Below are 18,679 nucleotides of genomic sequence, written 5' to 3' on the forward strand. Positions count from 1 at the left end.
CTTTTCATTATCATGCCTGTCGAAGTTTGGCCTGAAGCCCTGAGTAGCGAATTAATCGCCGTTGACTGATGAGCTGCAGGAGATCTGCTCGGCAGTAGAGGGTCAGTTCGGCTCGCGCCCGGGTAATTCCAGTATACAGGAGTTCCTTGCTGAGAATGGGCAGATCCTCCTGGGGCATGATCAGTAAAACCCTGGCAAACTCGGAGCCCTGCGCCTTATGCACTGTAAGAGCATAGGATGGTTGCCAGGCCGGTAACTGCCCCGGGTGGAATGGTTTAAGTTCGCCGTCTGCAAGAGGAAACCAGGCCTGGAGGACTCCCCGCTCATCGGGCCACAGCACACCGGTATCTCCGTTGAACAGGCCGATGTGGTAGGCGTTACGCAGGATCAATATCGGCATGCCACGATACCAGTACCCGCCTCCGGAGATGTGGCCAAGGCGTCGCCCCATACTTTCCGCCACGCGGTTGATGCCTTCAACGCCGGTCGGGCCTTCCCGCAGGGCACAGAGAACACGACGATCAGCCAGTTCCTGAAGGGCGATGAGCGGCGAAGTGGCCGTCAGCAACGGCAGAATAAATGGAACAAGGTGTTCCTGTAACCGGGCGGTGAAAGAGCCGTGCTTGTCACATGGCAGGTGCAGGTCTGTGAAGGAGCGCTGCTGTACTGCCTGGAGACTGTCGACAGCGCCGTCAAGAACCGCCCGGGCCAGGGTGCTGATCCCGGAATTTTCAGAGAACCGATGACTCACCTGTAGCCTGACCAGCGAGTCTGCCATGGGTTCTGCCGGTTCTCCGGCTGGAGCAGGTGGAAGCGAAGTCCCCAGAAATGGCCGCAACTGATCCCGCAATCGGCTTGACCAGTGGTTGCCGCCATCACCACAGACATCACCAAAAAAATTGCCCGCCTCCACCGAGGCTAACTGATCCTTATCTCCCAGCAGAATCAGCTGACAGGTAGCAGGCAGCGCACTCAGGGTGGCTGCCATGAGCGGTATGTCGATCATCGATGCCTCGTCAAGCAGGAGGAGGTCGAGATGAAGCGGGTTGCTCCGGTTGTGAAAGAAATCCGAGCTGTACCTCTGATATCCGAGCAGGCGATGAATGGTTTGTGTCTGGTCCGGAATGAGTTCGGTTAAGGCCTGTGGCAGTGTTGTTTTTGCACGGCGAATCGACTCCTGAAGACGAAGGGCGGCCTTCCCGGTGGGTGCAGCCAGGGCGATGCGAAGTGGTGTGGGGGCAAGAGACGTGAGAAGGGCAAGGATGCGGGTTGCGGTATGTGTTTTTCCTGTCCCGGCACCGCCGGTTATCACGACAACACGCCGGAAAAGCGCCAGGGCCGCAGAGGCGCGTTGCCAGTCGGTATCTTCTGTCTGTGCCGTATCCGGGAACAGCTGATTGAGTATCGACAAAGTATCCGGACTTGGTGTTGTCCCGGTTGGAGCTGCTCGCTCTAATAAAAGTTCGGCAACCACTTTTTCGGCATGAAAGAGTCTGTACAGGTAGAGGTTGTTGTTGTCGAGAATAAGCGGCCTGATGTCACCTGGTCGGCCGATGGCTGGAGATGCGGGCAGGGAAGCAGGTAGACTGTCAGGGTTGATGTACGATGGGATCTCCAAGTCCTGATCCATGAGAAGCCCGCGTACCCCGGAAAGAGGCAGACAGGTGTGCCCCTGACCGGCGGCCCAGCTGACCAGAGCGGTAAGGAAGGGCAGTGCATCGCACTGTTCCCGATCAATGCGGGCAACAAGAGCAGCGGCCTGAACATCAATGGGCCGGAACAGACGATGCGGCAGGACCTGTTTGTAGAAGGGAAGGGAGGTCATCGCTGTTCTCCGTGGCAGCAGGCATCCAGGGCTGCTACCAGCTGATGGTCGGCTCGTGAAAAATGGATGCCGGTTCCCTGCGGCAAGGCTGGATGCATGGCACGCAGAAACAGATAGTACACACCACCGAAGTGTTGATCGTACGCATACCCCTTTATCCGGACGTTGAGATAGCGATGAAGAGCAAGGGTGTAGATAAGAGCCTGCAGATGGTATTGATGATTTTCCATGGACGCGGCAAGGGATTGAGGATCATAGGCGGTGTAGTCAGGGCCGAGATAGTTTGACTTGTAGTCAACGATATAATATCGGCCCTCATGGCGGAACACCAGGTCGATGAATCCCTTCATCAGACCGTGCAGTGAGGTGGAGGAGATGTTCAGCGATCGCCCCCCTCCCTGGATCAGCAGGGTGTTGAACCGGTGCAGATCGACCTGGTGCAGCGGAAAAAGGAAATCCAGTTCGTGCAGCCGGTCCTGTTCGGGTAGCTGACCAAGAGAGCAGGTACCGGGCAGGGGAACTGTCAGCAGATCATCGAGCCAGCCGGCCACGGCTGTTTGCCAGTTCCGGTTGATGCCGGCCTGGAGCAAGGCCTGGTCGATCATCGCAAGCTGTTCACCGGCCGGTCGGGCATACTCCAGCTGCTCCAGAAGGGTGTGCAGACAGGTGCCTGCCACCGGACCCCGCGGGAAGGTAAAGATGGAGGTGAAATCCTCGGCCGCCTGAAAAGGGATGTCGTCTCGGCCGCCGCTCTCCCCAATGGGGTCGGTTTCTTTACCGCCACTGAGGCGGGAATAGCTGGTCATGGTCCAGCCTGGATTGATCTGTCCATGAAAAATTGCCGGCTGCAACTGTACTTTCTTCACCTTGGCAACAGCACGATGAGAGCTGAATGTTGCAGGGTAGGGTCGCAGGGCAAGCAGTGTCTCGTTGCGATTGAACTGTTCAAGAGAGTAGGTGAGCTCCGTATCGTCTGCAGGGCACAGACCGTTGTGGAGAAGATACGAAAGGGCGGTGTGCTCCATGCCCTTTACTCTTCCCCAGCAGAACAGGCAGGCGGATTTGGCGCGGGTTATGGCAACGTAGAGCAGTCGCAACTCCTCAGCCAACGCCTCCTCCTCTGCCCAGAGATCATGTTTTTCCACACCACTGCCGAGATCGGCCGTCAGACGAAGGGTATTGCGGTCATGAAAGATAATTGGTCCGGTTTTGGTTGAAGGGCGTTCAGCCCAGAGAAACGGCAGCATCACCACCGGGAATTCCAGCCCTTTTGAGCCGTGTATGGTGACAATGCGGACGACCTCTTCATCGCTTTCCAGGCGTATGAGCTGGTTTTCAGCGGTGGTGTCTGGAATGTCGATCTGGCGATGGAACCAGCGCAGCAGTGCTGTTGTACCATGTCGACCGGTATGACTCTGCTGGAGGAGTTCAACCAGATGGAGGTAGTTTGTCAAACTGCGGCTTCCACCGTGTTGTGCCGTCAGACGGCGGGTGATGCCTTCAGTGGTCAGCAGGTATTGAAACATCGACAAGATACCCTGTTCGCGCCATATCCGGCGGCAGTGAAAAAAGGTGGTCAGTCTGTGTTCCCAGGCATGTTCATCTGTGGTGAGCTGATACAGTTCTTCACCGGTCAGGCCGAACAGATCAGTGGTGAGTGCGTAACGGAGACGACCCGGATCAGATGGGTCTTCAATGGCTGTCAGGACCTCCAGCAGATTTTTGGCCTCCGGACCGGCAAAGACCGATTGCTGGTTGAGAGCCGCACACTTGAGACCGCGCTGCCGGAGTGCTTCGCGCATGACATCGGCCTGACGATGACTTCGGACCAGAATGGCTATGTCGCCGGCGCGCAGAGGCTGGTTGTTGATGGTGGTCTGCCCCTCTTGTCCTGCCTCCAGAAGCTCCAGGAGGAGGTCGGCGCAGTAGGTTGCCGCGGCCCTGGCTGCCTGTTCTTTACTGATGGTCGAAGCCTTGCCTTTTTTTAAACGCTCACTGTCCAGGAGCAGTGCGCTCAGCGGAGGCACGGTCAGGCCGGAGTGGAGAAGGGGCTGTGCAATCTGCTCGGGGGCGGCTTCTACCGGATGAAAAATGATGTCATCGGTAAAAACGAAACTGTCTTGGCGGTTGCCGAACAGGGTGTTGACCGCCTGCACCATGGGTGCTGTGGCCCGGTAGTTGGTTGTCATGGTGATGCGGTTGTTTTGCGGTGTTTCACGGCGGGCCTGCATGTAGGTGAAGATGTCGGCGCCGCGGAAGGCATAAATCGCCTGTTTGGGATCACCGATGAGGAACAGGCAGCAGGTGCGGTCACGGCGGTAGATGTGTGAGAAGATACGGTACTGGACCGGATCGGTATCCTGAAACTCATCGATCAGCGCCGCCGGGTAGCGGCTGCACATCCGTGTTGCCAGCTGTTGGCCGCTTTGCGGCTGTTCCAGGGCTTTGACGAATTGTGTCAGCAGGTCATCGTATCCCAACCAGCGCCGGAGTTGTTTGCGCCGGGTTAATGCAGACTGCAGAAAATTCCGGGCCTCGTGCAGGATTGCCACGGTTTGGAGCTCCTGAAGCTGGGCATGTGCTTGATAGAGCCGGTCAAAAATAGTGAAAAATTCATGGGTTATCATGGTCTGGCATCTTGTCTTCAGCGCCTTTGTCATGGCGGTGTTGCCGAGTTTTTCAATGCCTGGAGGGAGCCGTCGAGGCGGATTGGCCATGGCTGCTAATCCGTTCATAGCGGCCAGGAGTTCCGGCACTCTGTCTGAGAGGCGATATGTTTTTTCGTTACGCTGCAGGTCAGGATGGGTTTCGAGAATATTTTGCACTGCCTCGGCATGCAGCTGCCAGCTCCGCCGAACCTCAGCAAACAACACCTCTACCCGGGGAATCAGGTCGTTGATCTTCTGCTGATCAACCACAGGAGTCAGGTCGCAGTGCAAGGTGACGGTTCTGCCCAGTGCCCGGAGCAGACCGGCGGGGTCCTGCCATAGGGAGGCGGCCCAGCCGGCCTCATCTGAATCAGCCCCGTAGAAACGGTTCCGCCAGAAATCTTCCATAACCTGCATTCGCAGTGTCTCTTCTGTTTCCAGGAGCTCGAATTCAAAGAGCGAGCCGGCTTCAAAGGCATGCTCCTGAAGAGCACGCTGACAAAATCCATGGATGGTGTGGATGGCTGTCTCATCTATCCGCACCAGGGCATCGGCAAGCCGGACCCGACATTGTTCCGGGGGGAGCGAGTGCAGCAGGGCCACTAGCACGGGTTCTGCTACCTGTTGATGATCAAGGTATGCAAGGGCCTGGCGCAGGCGAGCACGAATGCGGTCACGCAGCTCGCTGGTAGCTGCCCGGGTAAAGGTGACCACCAGAATCTGATCAACCGCCAGACCACGCTCAAGCAGCAGACGAAGAAACAGGAGCGACAGGGTATATGTTTTGCCGGTACCGGCGCTGGCTTCAATCAGACGGGTGCCGTGCAGGGGGAGGGTCAGTGGGTCAAGCGGCTGCATCAGCATCGACCTCCAGATGGGCAAGGAGAGTGGTATACAGATCTGTTAGTTCGAGAAACTCCGTGTTCGCTGCAAAGCTCAGCTGTTCAAAGCAGAGACGGTGGGCCGGATCACTGCCTTCACCGGCCATCAGAAAGCCGTCTTCCCAGGTCTGTCGCGCTGCCTGCTCCGGATTCTTCTTGTCACGCTTTGCCCTGGCCCAGGCCAGGCTGGTTTCAGCAAAAAAGGGGAGCGGCTGCGACAGGCCCCGTTGGTAGCGCTCAAGCAGCCAGAGCAGATGCTGTTCAGGATCGGGTACGGTTCCCAGAGTTGACCGATGAACCGGACTGGTGCTGCTCTTGGGGTGACGACTTAAGTGGATAGAGACAGGAGGCATACTGTCCGGGCAGAGCAGGTTGAGGAGAAGATGCGGGATCCACAGGGCCAGGAGATCACGGCCTGCTGCATGACCGGTTCTCCAGACGACCCGGCCCCCGGCAAAACAGTTGTCGAGTCGGCCGCTCACCCGATACGAACCTATTGTGACATCTATTTCCAGGGGCAGCAGCGGCCGGGAGAGGAGTGGTTCTGCCGCGGTGCTGAAGGAGATGCTCTCCCCGGCAATCTGTTCAAAGCTGATTTGGCCGAAGTTGCCGTGGGGCAGCTGCCCGGCAGAGGTCAGGATCTCGTTGATTCTGGTAAGCGGTACACCGGCCAGCAGATCTGTTACGGTTGCTTGACGCAGATGATAGTTTTGTAAGTTGTTCAGAGAAAAAGGCTCGCTTTCTGCGATCTCCACCTCTCTGTTTCGAAGACGCAGGCCAAGGATGTGTTCGAGGAAAAAACGGCAGGGATGCTGCCAGAATCGAATCAGCTGCTGCAGGGAGACGTCATGCCACTTTGTATCCGGTTCAGGCAGAGGCGAGGTAAGAAAGGGTATGGCACCATGTTCCTCTGCAGCCGGCAACCAGGCCGGGTTGTAGCCGGCAATGGCCGGGTTGCCGGCAAAACAGTGATAACTGAACGGTTGAACCGGGTGAATGGTGGTCAGGTGGTCGGCAATCCCGGTCGATTCGGGCAGAACACAGCTCTGGTCGAGATAATCCATGAGCTCGACCAGAACTGTCGAGGGGGGCAGAAGGGTTTCATCGCGAAGGTTGCCGCCGACCCAGGAAAGGTACAGCACATGGCGAGCGGAGAGCAGTGCTTCAAGAAAAAGATAACGATCGTCCTGGCGACGATTACGATCCCCCAGGCGTGGTTCTTTGGCGATCAGGTCAAAGGCAGGGGGGTGCTGAGAACGCGGAAACGATTGGTCGTTCATGCCCAGCAGGCAGAGAACACGAAAAGGAACAGAGCGCATGGGTACCATGTTGCAGAAGGTGAGCTTGCCGCTGAGAAAGGTATGCCCGCCGCTGGTCTGGCTCAGCAGGGTTTTGAGATGCTGGGCAACAACGGCAAAGGAAAGCGGGGTATGGTACCCGGCGGCCTGACAGTCCTCATGCAGACTGCTGATGCTTGTCTGAAGCATCAACAGCCCTTCCTCGTCTTCTTCACTGGGTGCGAAGAGGGATTCGAGCAGTTTCAGGAGATCATCGGTCCACTGTGCGGCTGGACGTGGAGCATGCAGCATCCGGCGCCAGTGCGCCAGCGTTGTCACCAGGGTTGCAAAACCACCAAGATCTTCAGCATGACCGGCGGTCAGGATAGCATAGGGGAGAATACCCGCCTGGGATTCCTGACAGTTTCCCATCAGGTAGCCAAGCACCAGCCGGTCCAGCCCGAACTGCCAGCTGTGAAGGTGGCCACCCTGCACCGCAAGGTCGTGCCGGTGTGCCTCGTCCAGCCCCCAACGGATCCCCGATCCACTCACCCAGTCGTGGAAGAGGGGCAGGAGTGTTGAGTCCAGGGAGAACCGGCGGAGTAAGGCAGCAGTTTCACAGAGAGCTAAAACATCCGGAGCTGTGAAACGACCGACAAACAGATCGAGTACGTCCAGGAAACAACGGACCAGCGGGGACGCATTATCCGGCGATTGATCCGCAATCGACCAGGGAATGTGGTGTTCGCGGCCGGTCTCGTTGAAGACTCCGGCAATGGCGTCGGCGTAAAGCTGGATGTCAGGCGCGCAGACTAAAATATCACCAGGGGTGAGATCCGGATAATGCAGCATGAGATCGAGCAGACGGTCATGCAGCACCTGGATTTCACGAAAGGGTGAGGCACAGCAGTGGAACTGCAGTGAACGGTCATCAGGATCAAGGTGATACCGTCCATGTTCGCCTGACGTCCGGTCATGCAGGTCAAGAATGTCGTTGCGCAGTACAGCCAGCAGATGGCCCTGTTCATCTTCAAGGTGCAGATCTACGCTTTGTATATCGTCCAGTGCCAGGAGCTGTTCGAAAAAATCCTGCCCTGTTTTTCCAAGTGATGCCAATAACGGATGACCCTGTTCAAGGTAGGTATCGGCGGTGGAGGACAGCTGCTGACGGGCGCGCAGACCGGCCTGATGCCGCGCCGGCATTATATCCCCCCAGTACTGCCGACAGGGGCTGAGATGATAACAGTGCACCGCGGTCAGCTGACCGAGGCGGGCAAAGATATCGAGATAGACAGGGGCCAGGGAGTTGAGTCCGAACAGATGGTAACGGGGTAGAAGTTTCCGGTTTTCGTTGTCTGTCGCATTCAGAAGTTGCTGCACCTGTCTGCCCAGATACGCACGCTGAGGGAAGGTGTCGGCTGTCAGAGCCTGCCAGAGAACCGCCTGCCAGTGATCGCCTTGAACCTGTTGCCACTGATCCAGCATTTCCGGTCGGTACACCTGATACTGGTCAATGATATCACTGATCCGGCCGGCAAGCTGATAGAGTTTTTCGCCACTGTCATCATCTGTAAGATAGGTTGTGATCTCCCCGAATTTCGGATGGGTGAGAAACGATGGGAGCAAACCCGCGATTCGCCAGCGCAGTACAGACTTTTTAAACAGATCTTCAGTCGGTGTTGCGCCGGTAAGGTCCTGCAAAACTGTCCAGATCAAACGAGCAGGCAGGGGAAAGCGCAGGTTGGCAGCTATCCCGTCGGCAAAAGCCAACTGTTGGGATATCCATTGGGCCATGCCCTGGTGTTGAACAACGATAACTTCGGGTATGAATGGATCGGACGGAGTGTCCTGCAGAATGGTGCGAAGGTGCAGCGCTAAAATTTCCAGCTGGTTGGATTGGTAGAGAAACACGGATCACTCCAAAAGCGGGGAATAATGTGATAGAAACATTAATCCGCAATAATGATTTTTATTCCTAGGGATCGAGCCGGGACCTGCTGTATTATTTTATAGGGCCTTTCAAAAAAACGTTGTAATATCATAATTCTTTTGCTGAGATACTTTTCTCTGTATCTGTGGAAGACACGTGGCATTGACAGGAAAACATACTCCACCATGTATTCTAATCTAAAGTGTGATGAAAAACCGATTTGATTATCAACTCGTTGTTCTCGGGTTTTTGGCCACACTCGTTCTGGCAGGGCTTTTTTATCTTCCCTACCTTTCAGTACATACTAAAACCATGGACGCCTTTCGTCTTCAGCAAACACTTTTAGCGCAGCAGGCGGAAGTCGGACTGCAGGAGTACCTGACCACATACAGTACAGCACTTACCTACCTGGTGCAGCAGGCCGGTATCCAGCAACTCGACGAGAGCGGCAAGAGTTTACTGGGTGATTTTTTATCGATGCGTGGTGGTGATATTCTGTCGATTGAGCGGACAGATGCCGCTGGTATCCGATTGTTCATTGTCCCTGAAATACCCAATGAGGCTCAGGAAGGTGCCACTGACCATTGTCGAACTCTGCACGAACAAAATCACCCCAGGGTGAGCGATCTGTATCGTTTGAGTGACGGAGTCGGGCAGATCTTTTTTTCTGCAGCAGTCCGGCAGGAAGATGAATTTGCCGGCTGCCTGTCTTTTTCTTTACCGATTACCCGGGTGGCACAACGGATTTTTGATCAAATTTCCTTTCCCCATGAGGAAGATGTTCTGCTGGTCAACCAGAGCGGCGTTATTCTTACCGCACCGGGCGTCTCTCTCGTCGGCAACAGCATTCACCACCTGTACGTCAATAATGAAGACGATGTGAAGGTTCTGCGTACTGCTTTGGGAAGCGGCGAACAGAAGCTGGTCGTCCTCTCGGAAGACCGTTTGACCCAAAACCTGCAGAATCCCGGCAAAGTGTACGGCCTGGTTTATCCGCTGCATCTTGCTGCCGATACGAGTTGGTCACTTGTTTTGCTGACGCCTGAACACGTGGTGCTCGGGTCCATGGCCGAATTCCGTTCTCAGTGGCTGGTGGTTACAGCCGTGGCAGTGACCGTTGTTGCATTGTTGAGTCTTATTTTAAGTCGTATTGCCGTTCATAGAAAAGAAGAATCTGAACAGCGGGCTGCCCAGAAACAGTTGGCAATGTTACTCGACCTCGCTCCAATGGGTGTCTTTGTTCTGAATGCCAAAGCAGTGGTTCTCTATGCCAACCAGGAGGCTTTGCGAATGCTGGAAGCCGATGGTGAGCAGGTTGTGGGGCAGGAGTTTCTCAGTTTTTTTCACCGGGACACCAGGCATGAACTCGCAAGGCAGCTGGAAGGCGGAACAGCTGCCCGATCCCGTTACAAGTGCGGGCCAATTCGGCTCCACACCTTTTCCGGGGCAAAGCGGGAGGTTGTTGTCCATGCCACACTCTATCAGGCAGATCCGCAGCCGCAATGGATTTTGATCGTTCACGATGTGACGGATGAACGGATAAGGGCAGCGCAACAGCAACGACTTACCACAGCCGTTGACCAGGTCAAAGAGGCGGTTTTAATTGCCGATCGTCAGGGTATTATTGATTATGCAAATGCCGCCCTCGTTGAAATGACCGGTTACAGTATGGAAGAATGCCGTGGGCAATCAATCCGGATATTGTGGGCAGAGGAGCAGGACACCTCGTTTGATCTGAAGATCGAGAATGTTGTTGATGGCGGCGAAGTCTGGCGGGGACGTATTATCAACCGGCGTAAGGACGGTACTTTCTTTGTTGCTGTTGCAACAATTTCCCCGATGCGCAGTACAAACGGTGCGGTGCCCCATTTTGTTCTCGTACAGCGCGATGTCACGCAAGAACTGGAGCTGGACAGCCGCCTGCGGCAAACACAGAAGATGGAGGCCATAGGGACGCTGGCAGGGGGGATTGCCCACGACTTTAATAATATCCTCGGAGGTATCATCGGGTTCACAGACCTTGCACTCTTGCAGTCAACCCCTGGTACGGAAGCGCATACCAACCTGCTGCATATTCGGCAGGGGGGGAAACGGGCAGCCGATCTTGTACAGCAGATTCTGACATTCAGCCGTCAGTCAGTGATTGAAAAGGTACCGGTTCCCATTGCACCGCTTATTAAGGAGAGTTTGAAGCTGCTTCGTGCAAGCCTGCCGACAACCATTGACATCGTGCAAGATATGCCGGCTTCTGAAATGAAGATGATGGTGATGGCTGCTCCGGTGCAGATCCAACAGATCGTCATGAACTTATGCACCAATGCATTTTACGCTATGCGGGAAACCGGTGGCCGTCTTGTTATCCGGCTTCGGTTGGAAACGGTAACGATACCTGGTCAAAACAGTGGAAACAGTGACAAGGAGAGAGCTGTTTTAGTTGTTGAGGACACTGGGCAGGGAATTGGTGAGGAGATCTTGTCGCAGATTTTCACACCCTTTTTTACGACTAAACAACCGGGCGAGGGGACCGGTATGGGATTGAGTGTTGTTCATGGTATTGTTCAGGAGTTGGGCGGTCAAATAGATGTACAGTCAAAGGCAGGGGAAGGGACTGTTTTTACTGTTTGTCTACCGTTGGTGGATCAGGCAGGGAACAATGGATTGGTAAACGGATCAAGACCCCTGTCAACCGGAACAGAGCATATCCTGGTTGTTGATGATGAAAAAGATATCCGTGAGACCTATAAGATGATGTTGTCACATCTTGGTTATACGGTTACCACGACCGGCGATCCACAGGAGGTCACTTTTTTGCTGGAGCATGCCCAGGAGCCGATTGATCTTGTGCTTACCGATCAGACAATGCCGAGAATGACCGGCATTGATCTGACGCGGGATCTGCGCCGTAAACATCTCTCTGTACCGGTTATCCTCTGCACCGGTTATTCTGACCGGCTGAATCACGAAATCGCACTTGAAGCCGGAGCCAGTGACTTGTTGATGAAACCTATGGATTTGCAGGGTCTGAGTGCGGCTGTACGCTCAGCGCTTGATCGGATTCGTAACGGGTGATCAATTCCGCCTGTCCAAGAGGGGCAATGGCGTCAAATGGCGTCAAATGGCGTGCTCTGTACAGACAAAGAACGCATCGCCACATAATGAATTTTCATATTTTACTGATTTGATGATGTTTTTGAGCTGTACGTGCATGTATGCAAAACTACATGCCATCTGTTACCGCTGCAGCAGGCGATCTTATACTGAACAAAAAAAAAATTGTTCCATAACCTCCTGAATTTCTGTTGTCTTTTTTTGTGAAAACCTCTTTAGAAGAGCCGAAACCTTGACAACAGCAGGCGTATACATTTTAATAACTCCAATTTTTATCTACAACCGCTCGTGTGGTTGATCGTTGATGTAAATATCAAACAGATCCCCATTCAATACAAAGACCTTATGATTACAGAAAATACTACCCAACCAATAACATCCCGCCGTTCATTTCTTCTGACTGCAACCCAGGTTGTTCTGGGACTTGGACTGGTTTCAGCTCCCACCATCGCCTGCGCCAAGGCGATAAAAAAACGCTCCCTTTCTTTTGTGCATACTCGAACTCAACAGGAACTTACTTTAGTGTATGCTTCGGGATCGGCATATGATCGGCGGGCTCTTACCAAAATCAATCGGTTCCTGCGCGATTATAATACCGGGCAGGTGCATGTCATCGATCCGAAACTGCTGGATATCTTGTGGGCGGTGAAGGGAGAAATGGGCAATAAAGGTGTGTATGAGATTGTTTCCGGCTTTCGTTCACCAAAGACGAACAGGTTGCTGCGGCAAGGTCATTCCGGAGTGGCGACCAAGAGCCTGCATATGCAGGGCAAAGCAGTTGATATCCGGTTTTCCGGGGCGAGTCTTGCCCAGGTCCGACAGTGTGCCCTGGAGATGCAGTGTGGTGGTGTTGGTTATTATCCCCGGGATGGTTTTGTCCATTTAGATTCCGGGCAGTTCAGAACATGGTGAAAAGCAGTACCACCGCGTAAATTTTTTGACGAGTTGCTTTCATATCAAAAGGCTGTTGTTCAGGAGTGAATAATAGTCTTTTCTGTTCTCGTTTTAACTGGCCAGACTTCTGGCCAGTGTGAACACTTCAATCCGTTCGGCCCCCGCCTTTCGTAAAATCTTGCTGCATGCATTGACCGTGCTGCCCGTTGTATAAACATCGTCGACCAGGAGTACACGTGCGCCGGCCACCAGGTCCGGTCTGCTCAAGGAAAAGACATTGTGGACATTGCGCCGTCGTTTTGAACCGCTGAGCACTGCCTGAGGTGTTGTTGGACGGTGTCGTGTGAGGAGGTTGAGGACAATTTTTTTCCGCCATTGCAAAAAGCAACCCGAGGTAATGAGCTGAGCCTGATTAAATCCGCGCTGCCGTAATCTTTTCTTATGTAAGGGGACGGGAAGGATGATGTCTGGAGTGGTAAAGATTTCGAAAAGAGCTGATTGATCAAGCAGGGTTCGAAAGGTGGCGATACCGGTCAATCGACCGTGAAATTTCAGGGCAAGGATTAAATCGGAGATGGGCGGGCAGTATTGGCAGAGTGATCGTGCCAGATCGAAGGAATAACGACCGGCAAGGCAATCACCGCAGAGGTGATCTGCTCCTTTGGGAAAGGGCGTGCCGCACAGGGAGCAGAGTGGTGAACGGATGAAAATGAGTTTTTTTGAGCACTCAGGACACAGAAGCGGCGGGTGCGAGGATCCCAGCCGCTGTTGACATCCCAGGCAAAGGGGCGGAAAGAGCAGATCATTGAGTGTTCCAAAGATTGTTCTCGCAGCCCCGTACACAGAGGCACCCGCTCTTTACATGTTGTCGATGATGGCGTTGCCGAATCCTGAACAGGAGAGTTCCGTTGCCCCGGTCATGAGTCGGGCTAAATCATAGGTAACCGTTTTGTTGGAGATGGTTGTTTCCAAAGCCGAGGTGATACGATCGGCGGCTTCCTGCCAGCCTATGTACTCAAGCAGCATGACTCCGGAAAGGAGAACAGATCCGGGATTAACCTTGTCAAGGCCGGCATATTTTGGAGCGGTTCCATGGGTGGCTTCAAATACCGCAACACCATCCCCGATATTAGCCCCGGGAGCAATGCCCAGTCCACCCACCTGGGCAGCCAGAGCATCGGACATGTAATCGCCGTTCAGGTTGGGCATGGCCAGTACCGAGTACTCATCAGGGCGAAGTAGAATCTGCTGAAACATGGCGTCAGCGATTCGATCCTTAATGACAACTTTTCCTGCCGGTACTTTTCCGTTGAACTGCTCCCACAGAACTTTTTCAGTGATGGTGCTGTCGCCAAATTCTTCGCTAGCCAGCTCATACCCCCAGTTGCAGAAGGCCCCTTCGGTAAACTTCATGATATTTCCCTTGTGAACCAGGGTGACCGAATCACATCCGTGGTCCAGGGCATGCTGGACAGCTTTTCGTACGAGCCGCTTCGTGCCGAATTCAGAGATCGGCTTGATACCGATTCCTGAATTGTCCCGGATGTGGGCACCCATTTCATTACGCAAAAATTCTATAACCCGGTTAGCCTCTTCCGTGCCGGCCTGCCATTCAACGCCTGCATAGACATCTTCCGTATTTTCCCGGAAAATAATCATGTTCACCAGTTCAGGTGCCTTGACCGGGGAGACAACCCCACGGTAATATCGCACCGGTCGAACGCAGGCGTAGAGATCAAGCACCTGACGCAGGGTGACATTTAAACTGCGGATACCTTTGCCAATGGGGGTGGTCAAGGGACCTTTGATGCTGACCACGTATTTTTTCAAGGCATCAACCGTGTCCTGGGGCAGCCATTCGCCGGTCTGTTGAAAGGCTTTTTCACCGGCCAGGACCTCCAGCCATTCGATGGTACGTGTTCCCTTATAACTTTTGCTTATTCCCGTATCCAACACTTTCCGCACTGTTTTCCAGATATCGGGACCGGTACCGTCTCCTTCAATGAACGGAATAACAGGATGATTTGGTACAATCAGGGAGCCGTCTGGTTGTATTGTAATGTGATCTGCAGTCACAGTATACTCCTTGTCGAGCGATAACACGCTATAGGTTTGTAGAAAGAGGTCTCTGCTCAAGATAAAAAGAGACCATGAAATATATATTCGATCCGATGTCTCCCGTCAATCAGGGTGTCGTTCGTTTTGCAGTGATGTCGGCATCCGGTTTTCCAGAAGTACTTGAAGTTCTGATGCCTGCCTGCTAAGGACAAGGTTGTCGACTTTTATGATGACGTGGTTGTTTTGTCTTTACTGCGCGGTAGAGAAGAGTCAGGTGGATTGATGTCTGAACCGGGGTGTCCCCGGAAAATGCTGACAAACGGACCCTGGCTCATGCACAGGACAAATCCTTTTCGGAAAGAAGGTTAAGGTATGTCATTTTTTCATTATATTCGAGGCAGTTGTACACTGATCCTTGCGCCGTTTATAACCCTTGCCGTTTCCTTGCTCGCTCTGCTGGATATTTACTGGGGGCGGCAATCAGAAATCAAAGCCCAGGTGTTTCCCCGCTGGTGGGGCCGGATCTTGTGCCTGCTTGCCGGTGTCCGTGTCAGGGTTGAGGGGATAGAGAACATCGATCCGGAACAAATCTATATTTTTGCGGGTAATCACAGCAGTCAGTACGATATTTTTTCATTTCAGGGGTATTTTCCCCATGATTTCCGCTGGATTGCCAAAAAAGAGCTGTTCCGGATTCCGGTTTTCGGCCAGGCGATGCGCCAGGCCGGTTATATCCCCATCGATCGTTCGCACGGCCGGCAGGCTCTGAAGAGTCTTGAGCAGGCAGCAGCCCGAATTACCGGAGGCAGCTCGGTACTTATCTTTCCCGAAGGAACCCGGAGTGCGGATGGTCGGCTGCAGGAGTTCAAAACCGGTGCAGTGCTTTTGGCTATAAAGGCCCGCGTACCGGTAGTACCATTGGGATTTAACGGTTCTTACGAGGTACTGCCCAAAGGACGGCTGTTGCCACGTGGCGGGGAAATTGTCATCCGGATCGGTGAACCTATGGCTACTACACATTACAAAGCCGGCGATAAACAGATTCTGGCTATGGAGTTGCGTGATGCTGTTTCCCGCCAGCTCGAGGATCGGTATCAGGGTGCTGATACAGGGCAATAGCACAGCACGACTCTCCAATAAAGCCCATGGGTGAAAGAAAAGTTTCTGCCTTTCTCTTTAGAGGAAAGCAATAGAATTTCTTGCAAAATCAATGAAACCTGTCATAATGTTCTGGATTTTGGCAGGTGTTTTTGTCCATAAAAAAAGTGCCGCTCATCCAATCTTTTGATCAATTTTGCCTGCAAGTTCCGCATGCGGCGTTGGTCAACGAACAAGACTCGAAGAGGAATCCTTCATGTCGCCGATATTACAGCCTCGTCGCTCCCTGTGTTTTCTAGCGCTGTCTCTGCTCTTTGCCATGTTTGCCTTTAATATGGCGCCGATGTCGGCTTTGGCAGTGGAGCGCAGCACTCTTTTTCTACCGTTTAAGATCAACGCGCCGGACAGTGCAATGATTGCCGGTCCGGCGGACAGATCTTTAGAACGTGAAGCAGCGGCCAGAGGCATGAGGATGATGTCGCGAGATCAGGCGGAAAAACTGGTTGATTATCGTGGTACCTGGCCACCGCCTGCTGGGGTGTTAAACAAAGTGGTGGAGTCCGCCAACGTGGATTATGTCGTTGTCGGCAGTCTTAATAAACTTGGCAACCGCATAAGTGTTGACTGTGTGATTATCGATGTGCTGGCACCCAAGGCCCCGTACTCTGCTTTCCGCGAAGGGGATTCTCTCCAGGATCTGGACAGGGTGACCGGTGAAATCGTGAACACGATGTTAGCCTATTCCAATCGGAGTGCTTCGGTTGCGAGTGTTGCCCCTGCAGGAAACGAACGAATCGATTCCGGTGCTATTTTGCAGAAGATATCGACAAAACCAGGTGACCTCTACGATCCTGTGACGTTGAGGCAGGATCTCAAGGCTGTTTTCAGTATGGGATATTTTGAAAATGTTGAGGTCGATGCTGAAGACACAGAAGCCGGCAAGAACATCATTTTCCGGGTACAGGAAAAGCCCCTCATCGGCAACGTGGTTATCAAGGGTGCCGATGCGATCAAAGAGGAGGATGTGCGGGAGGCTGCGAACATCACCACCAATTCCATCCTCAATTCCACGAAGGTGAACGAGGCTGTCTATAAAATCAAAGACCTGTACAAGTCAAAAGGATACTACAACACAGAAGTCACAGCCAAGGTCGACACGCCGCCGGGCGGGAATGCAGAAGTTGTTTTTGATGTCAAGGAAGGTGACAAGATCACTGTCGGTGAGATCAACTTTACGGGTAATGACTCTTTTTCAGCCGGCGACCTTCGGGATGTCATTCAAACGACCACCCGCAAATGGTGGATATCTTGGCTGACCGATGCCGGTGTGCTGAAAATGGATGTGCTGCAGCAGGATGCGGAACGTCTGGCAGCGTTTTACCAGAATGAAGGTTTTCTGGAGGCCAAGGTCGGCGAGCCGATCGTGAATCAGAAGGATGATGAACTGATTGTCACCTTTCCCGTTGATGAAGGACGGCGTTATCGTGTGGGCTCCATTGACATTGAAGGCGACCTGATCAAAGATAAGGCTGAGCTGCTTGAGGTTTTGCAAATTCGTGATGAAGAGTATGTCAACCGTCAGGTTCTAAGGGATGATATCACTCGAATTACCGACCTTTATGCTGAATACGGATATGCGTTTGCCGATGTTAATCCCAAGATTAACAGGTCAGCGGATGGGGAAAGCGTCGACCTTTTGCTGCAGGTGAAAAAAGGTGAAATGGCCTACGTTAATCGAGTTGAAGTTCAGGGCAATACCCGTACCCGAGATCATGTTATCCGTCGTGACCTCAGGGTGGAAGAGGGGGGGCGCTACGATGCCAAGGCTATCCGAACTTCGACACAAAAACTGAAACGATTGGGTTTTTTTGAAGATGTGACGATTACTCCGCAGCCAACCATGGTGGAAAATCAGATGGACGTAGTGGTTGACGTTAAAGAGAAGCCCACCGGTTCTTTTCAGATCGGTGCCGGGTACTCTTCATCTGAAAGAATGCTGTTCATGGGTGAAATTTCTGAAGACAACCTCTTTGGTACTGGAAACCGATTGTCTTTTGCGGCAAGTACCAGCTATAAGAGTACCCGGTACAACTTGAGATTTGTAAATCCCAGGATCCTCGACTCCCAGGTTTCCGGCAGCGTTGATCTGTTTAATTGGGAAAGAGAGTATGATGACTTTACGAAAGATTCCACCGGCGCCTCCCTGCGCTTAGGACATCCTCTTTATGAAGAGTGGCGAATTTATTACGGATACACCATCTCTGACACTGATTTGTCGGATATCAATGAAGCGAATATTAATTCAGCCATATTGAAATCCAAAGATATCAATCTGATGAGCATGCCGGAGATCGGTCTGGTTCGTGATACCCGAGATAAATCCTTCTCACCAACTCGGGGGTCACGCAACAGTATCAACGTCAGTTATGCGGGCGGGCCGTTCGGTGGTGATGCCGAGTTTACCAAAGTTGAAGGATCCACTGCCTGGTGGTTTCCGATGATCTGGAGTACGGTTTTTCATGCCAAGCTCGCGGCTGGACAGGCTTTTGAGAATAAAACAGATAAGTTGCCTGTCTATGAAAAATTCTTTTTGGGTGGCATGAATTCAATCCGCGGTTTCAAGTCTGCCGCGATCAGCCCCATTGATCAGTATGGGGACAAGGTCGGTGGTGACAAGATGTGGTACGGAACGGTTGCCATCGTCTTTCCTCTGTTTAAAGACATGGGTATGGATGGTGAAATCTTTCACGATTTTGGTAATGTCTACGGTGAGGGAATACCCGGCGGAGACGATAAATGGGATTTTAGTGAGTACAAGAAGACCGCCGGTGTCGGCATTATGTGGGCCTCTCCGCTTGGTCCGATCCGTTTGGCCTGGGGGGCTAATCTGGACCGGAAAACCGGAGAGCAGAATTCTACCTGGGATTTCAGTATGGGGGGGACATTTTAATCCTCTTCCA

Annotated in this window: 9 protein-coding genes; 4 read left to right on the forward strand and 5 right to left on the reverse strand. The window is 53.1% G+C overall.

Annotated elements, in window-relative coordinates; all coding sequences use genetic code 11:
- Positions 1-10: 10 nt before the first annotated feature.
- The 3 genes from recD to recC are packed head-to-tail and all read right to left on the reverse strand — an operon-like array spanning position 11 to position 8,542.
- Positions 11-1,825 carry an exodeoxyribonuclease V subunit alpha gene (recD, locus tag HP555_RS04480; protein ID WP_199263995.1) on the reverse strand — a complete coding sequence of 605 codons (1,815 nt, stop codon included), beginning with the start codon at positions 1,823-1,825 and terminating at the stop codon, positions 11-13.
- The gene (gene recB / locus HP555_RS04485) at positions 1,822-5,331 is read right to left on the reverse strand and encodes an exodeoxyribonuclease V subunit beta (protein WP_199263996.1); all 3,510 of its coding nucleotides are present in this window, start codon (positions 5,329-5,331) and stop codon (positions 1,822-1,824) included. Before recB ends, recD begins: the two co-directional genes overlap by 4 nt.
- Positions 5,318-8,542 (reverse strand): exodeoxyribonuclease V subunit gamma, encoded by a 3,225-nt coding sequence (gene recC / locus HP555_RS04490; RefSeq protein ID WP_199263997.1) that lies wholly within the window; start codon positions 8,540-8,542, stop codon positions 5,318-5,320. Before recC ends, recB begins: the two co-directional genes overlap by 14 nt.
- 226 nt (positions 8,543-8,768) lie before the next feature.
- On the opposite strand from recC, the gene HP555_RS04495 reads away from it, so the two are divergent.
- Positions 8,769-11,630: a hybrid sensor histidine kinase/response regulator gene (locus HP555_RS04495; protein WP_199263998.1), complete on the forward strand. Its 2,862-nt coding sequence runs from the start codon at positions 8,769-8,771 to the stop codon at positions 11,628-11,630.
- Between the two features lie 384 nt (positions 11,631-12,014).
- Positions 12,015-12,581: a YcbK family protein gene (locus tag HP555_RS04500; protein ID WP_199263999.1), complete on the forward strand. Its 567-nt coding sequence runs from the start codon at positions 12,015-12,017 to the stop codon at positions 12,579-12,581.
- Between the two features lie 93 nt (positions 12,582-12,674).
- On the opposite strand, the gene HP555_RS04505 is transcribed toward HP555_RS04500, so the two are convergent.
- Positions 12,675-13,406: a ComF family protein gene (locus HP555_RS04505; protein ID WP_199264000.1), complete on the reverse strand. Its 732-nt coding sequence runs from the start codon at positions 13,404-13,406 to the stop codon at positions 12,675-12,677.
- 15 nt (positions 13,407-13,421) lie between these two features.
- Complete coding sequence (gene icd, locus HP555_RS04510) at positions 13,422-14,639, reverse strand: isocitrate dehydrogenase (NADP(+)) (protein ID WP_199264001.1); 1,218 nt, start codon at positions 14,637-14,639, stop codon at positions 13,422-13,424.
- Positions 14,640-14,993: 354 nt separating this feature from the next.
- Here icd and HP555_RS04515 point away from each other — a divergent pair, with 354 nt between their 5' ends.
- Both HP555_RS04515 and bamA read left to right on the forward strand, forming a co-directional pair.
- Positions 14,994-15,740 (forward strand): lysophospholipid acyltransferase family protein, encoded by a 747-nt coding sequence (locus HP555_RS04515; protein WP_199264002.1) that lies wholly within the window; start codon positions 14,994-14,996, stop codon positions 15,738-15,740.
- Positions 15,741-15,975: 235 nt separating this feature from the next.
- Positions 15,976-18,669: an outer membrane protein assembly factor BamA gene (gene bamA, locus HP555_RS04520; RefSeq protein ID WP_199264003.1), complete on the forward strand. Its 2,694-nt coding sequence runs from the start codon at positions 15,976-15,978 to the stop codon at positions 18,667-18,669.
- Positions 18,670-18,679 lie beyond the last annotated feature (10 nt).

The organism is Desulfobulbus oligotrophicus, assembly GCF_016446285.1.
Classification (GTDB): domain Bacteria; phylum Desulfobacterota; class Desulfobulbia; order Desulfobulbales; family Desulfobulbaceae; genus Desulfobulbus; species Desulfobulbus oligotrophicus.

Excerpts from the sequence above, each read along its gene's own strand:
- HP555_RS04495 (WP_199263998.1), top strand. The coding sequence starts at position 8,769 with ATGAAAAACCGATTTGATTATCAACTCGTTGTTCTCGGGTTTTTGGCC.
- HP555_RS04515 (WP_199264002.1), top strand. The coding sequence starts at position 14,994 with ATGTCATTTTTTCATTATATTCGAGGCAGTTGTACACTGATCCTTGCG.
- bamA (WP_199264003.1), top strand. The coding sequence starts at position 15,976 with ATGTCGCCGATATTACAGCCTCGTCGCTCCCTGTGTTTTCTAGCGCTG.
- recD (WP_199263995.1), bottom strand. The coding sequence starts at position 1,825 with ATGACCTCCCTTCCCTTCTACAAACAGGTCCTGCCGCATCGTCTGTTC.
- HP555_RS04500 (WP_199263999.1), top strand. The coding sequence starts at position 12,015 with ATGATTACAGAAAATACTACCCAACCAATAACATCCCGCCGTTCATTT.
- recB (WP_199263996.1), bottom strand. The coding sequence starts at position 5,331 with ATGCAGCCGCTTGACCCACTGACCCTCCCCCTGCACGGCACCCGTCTG.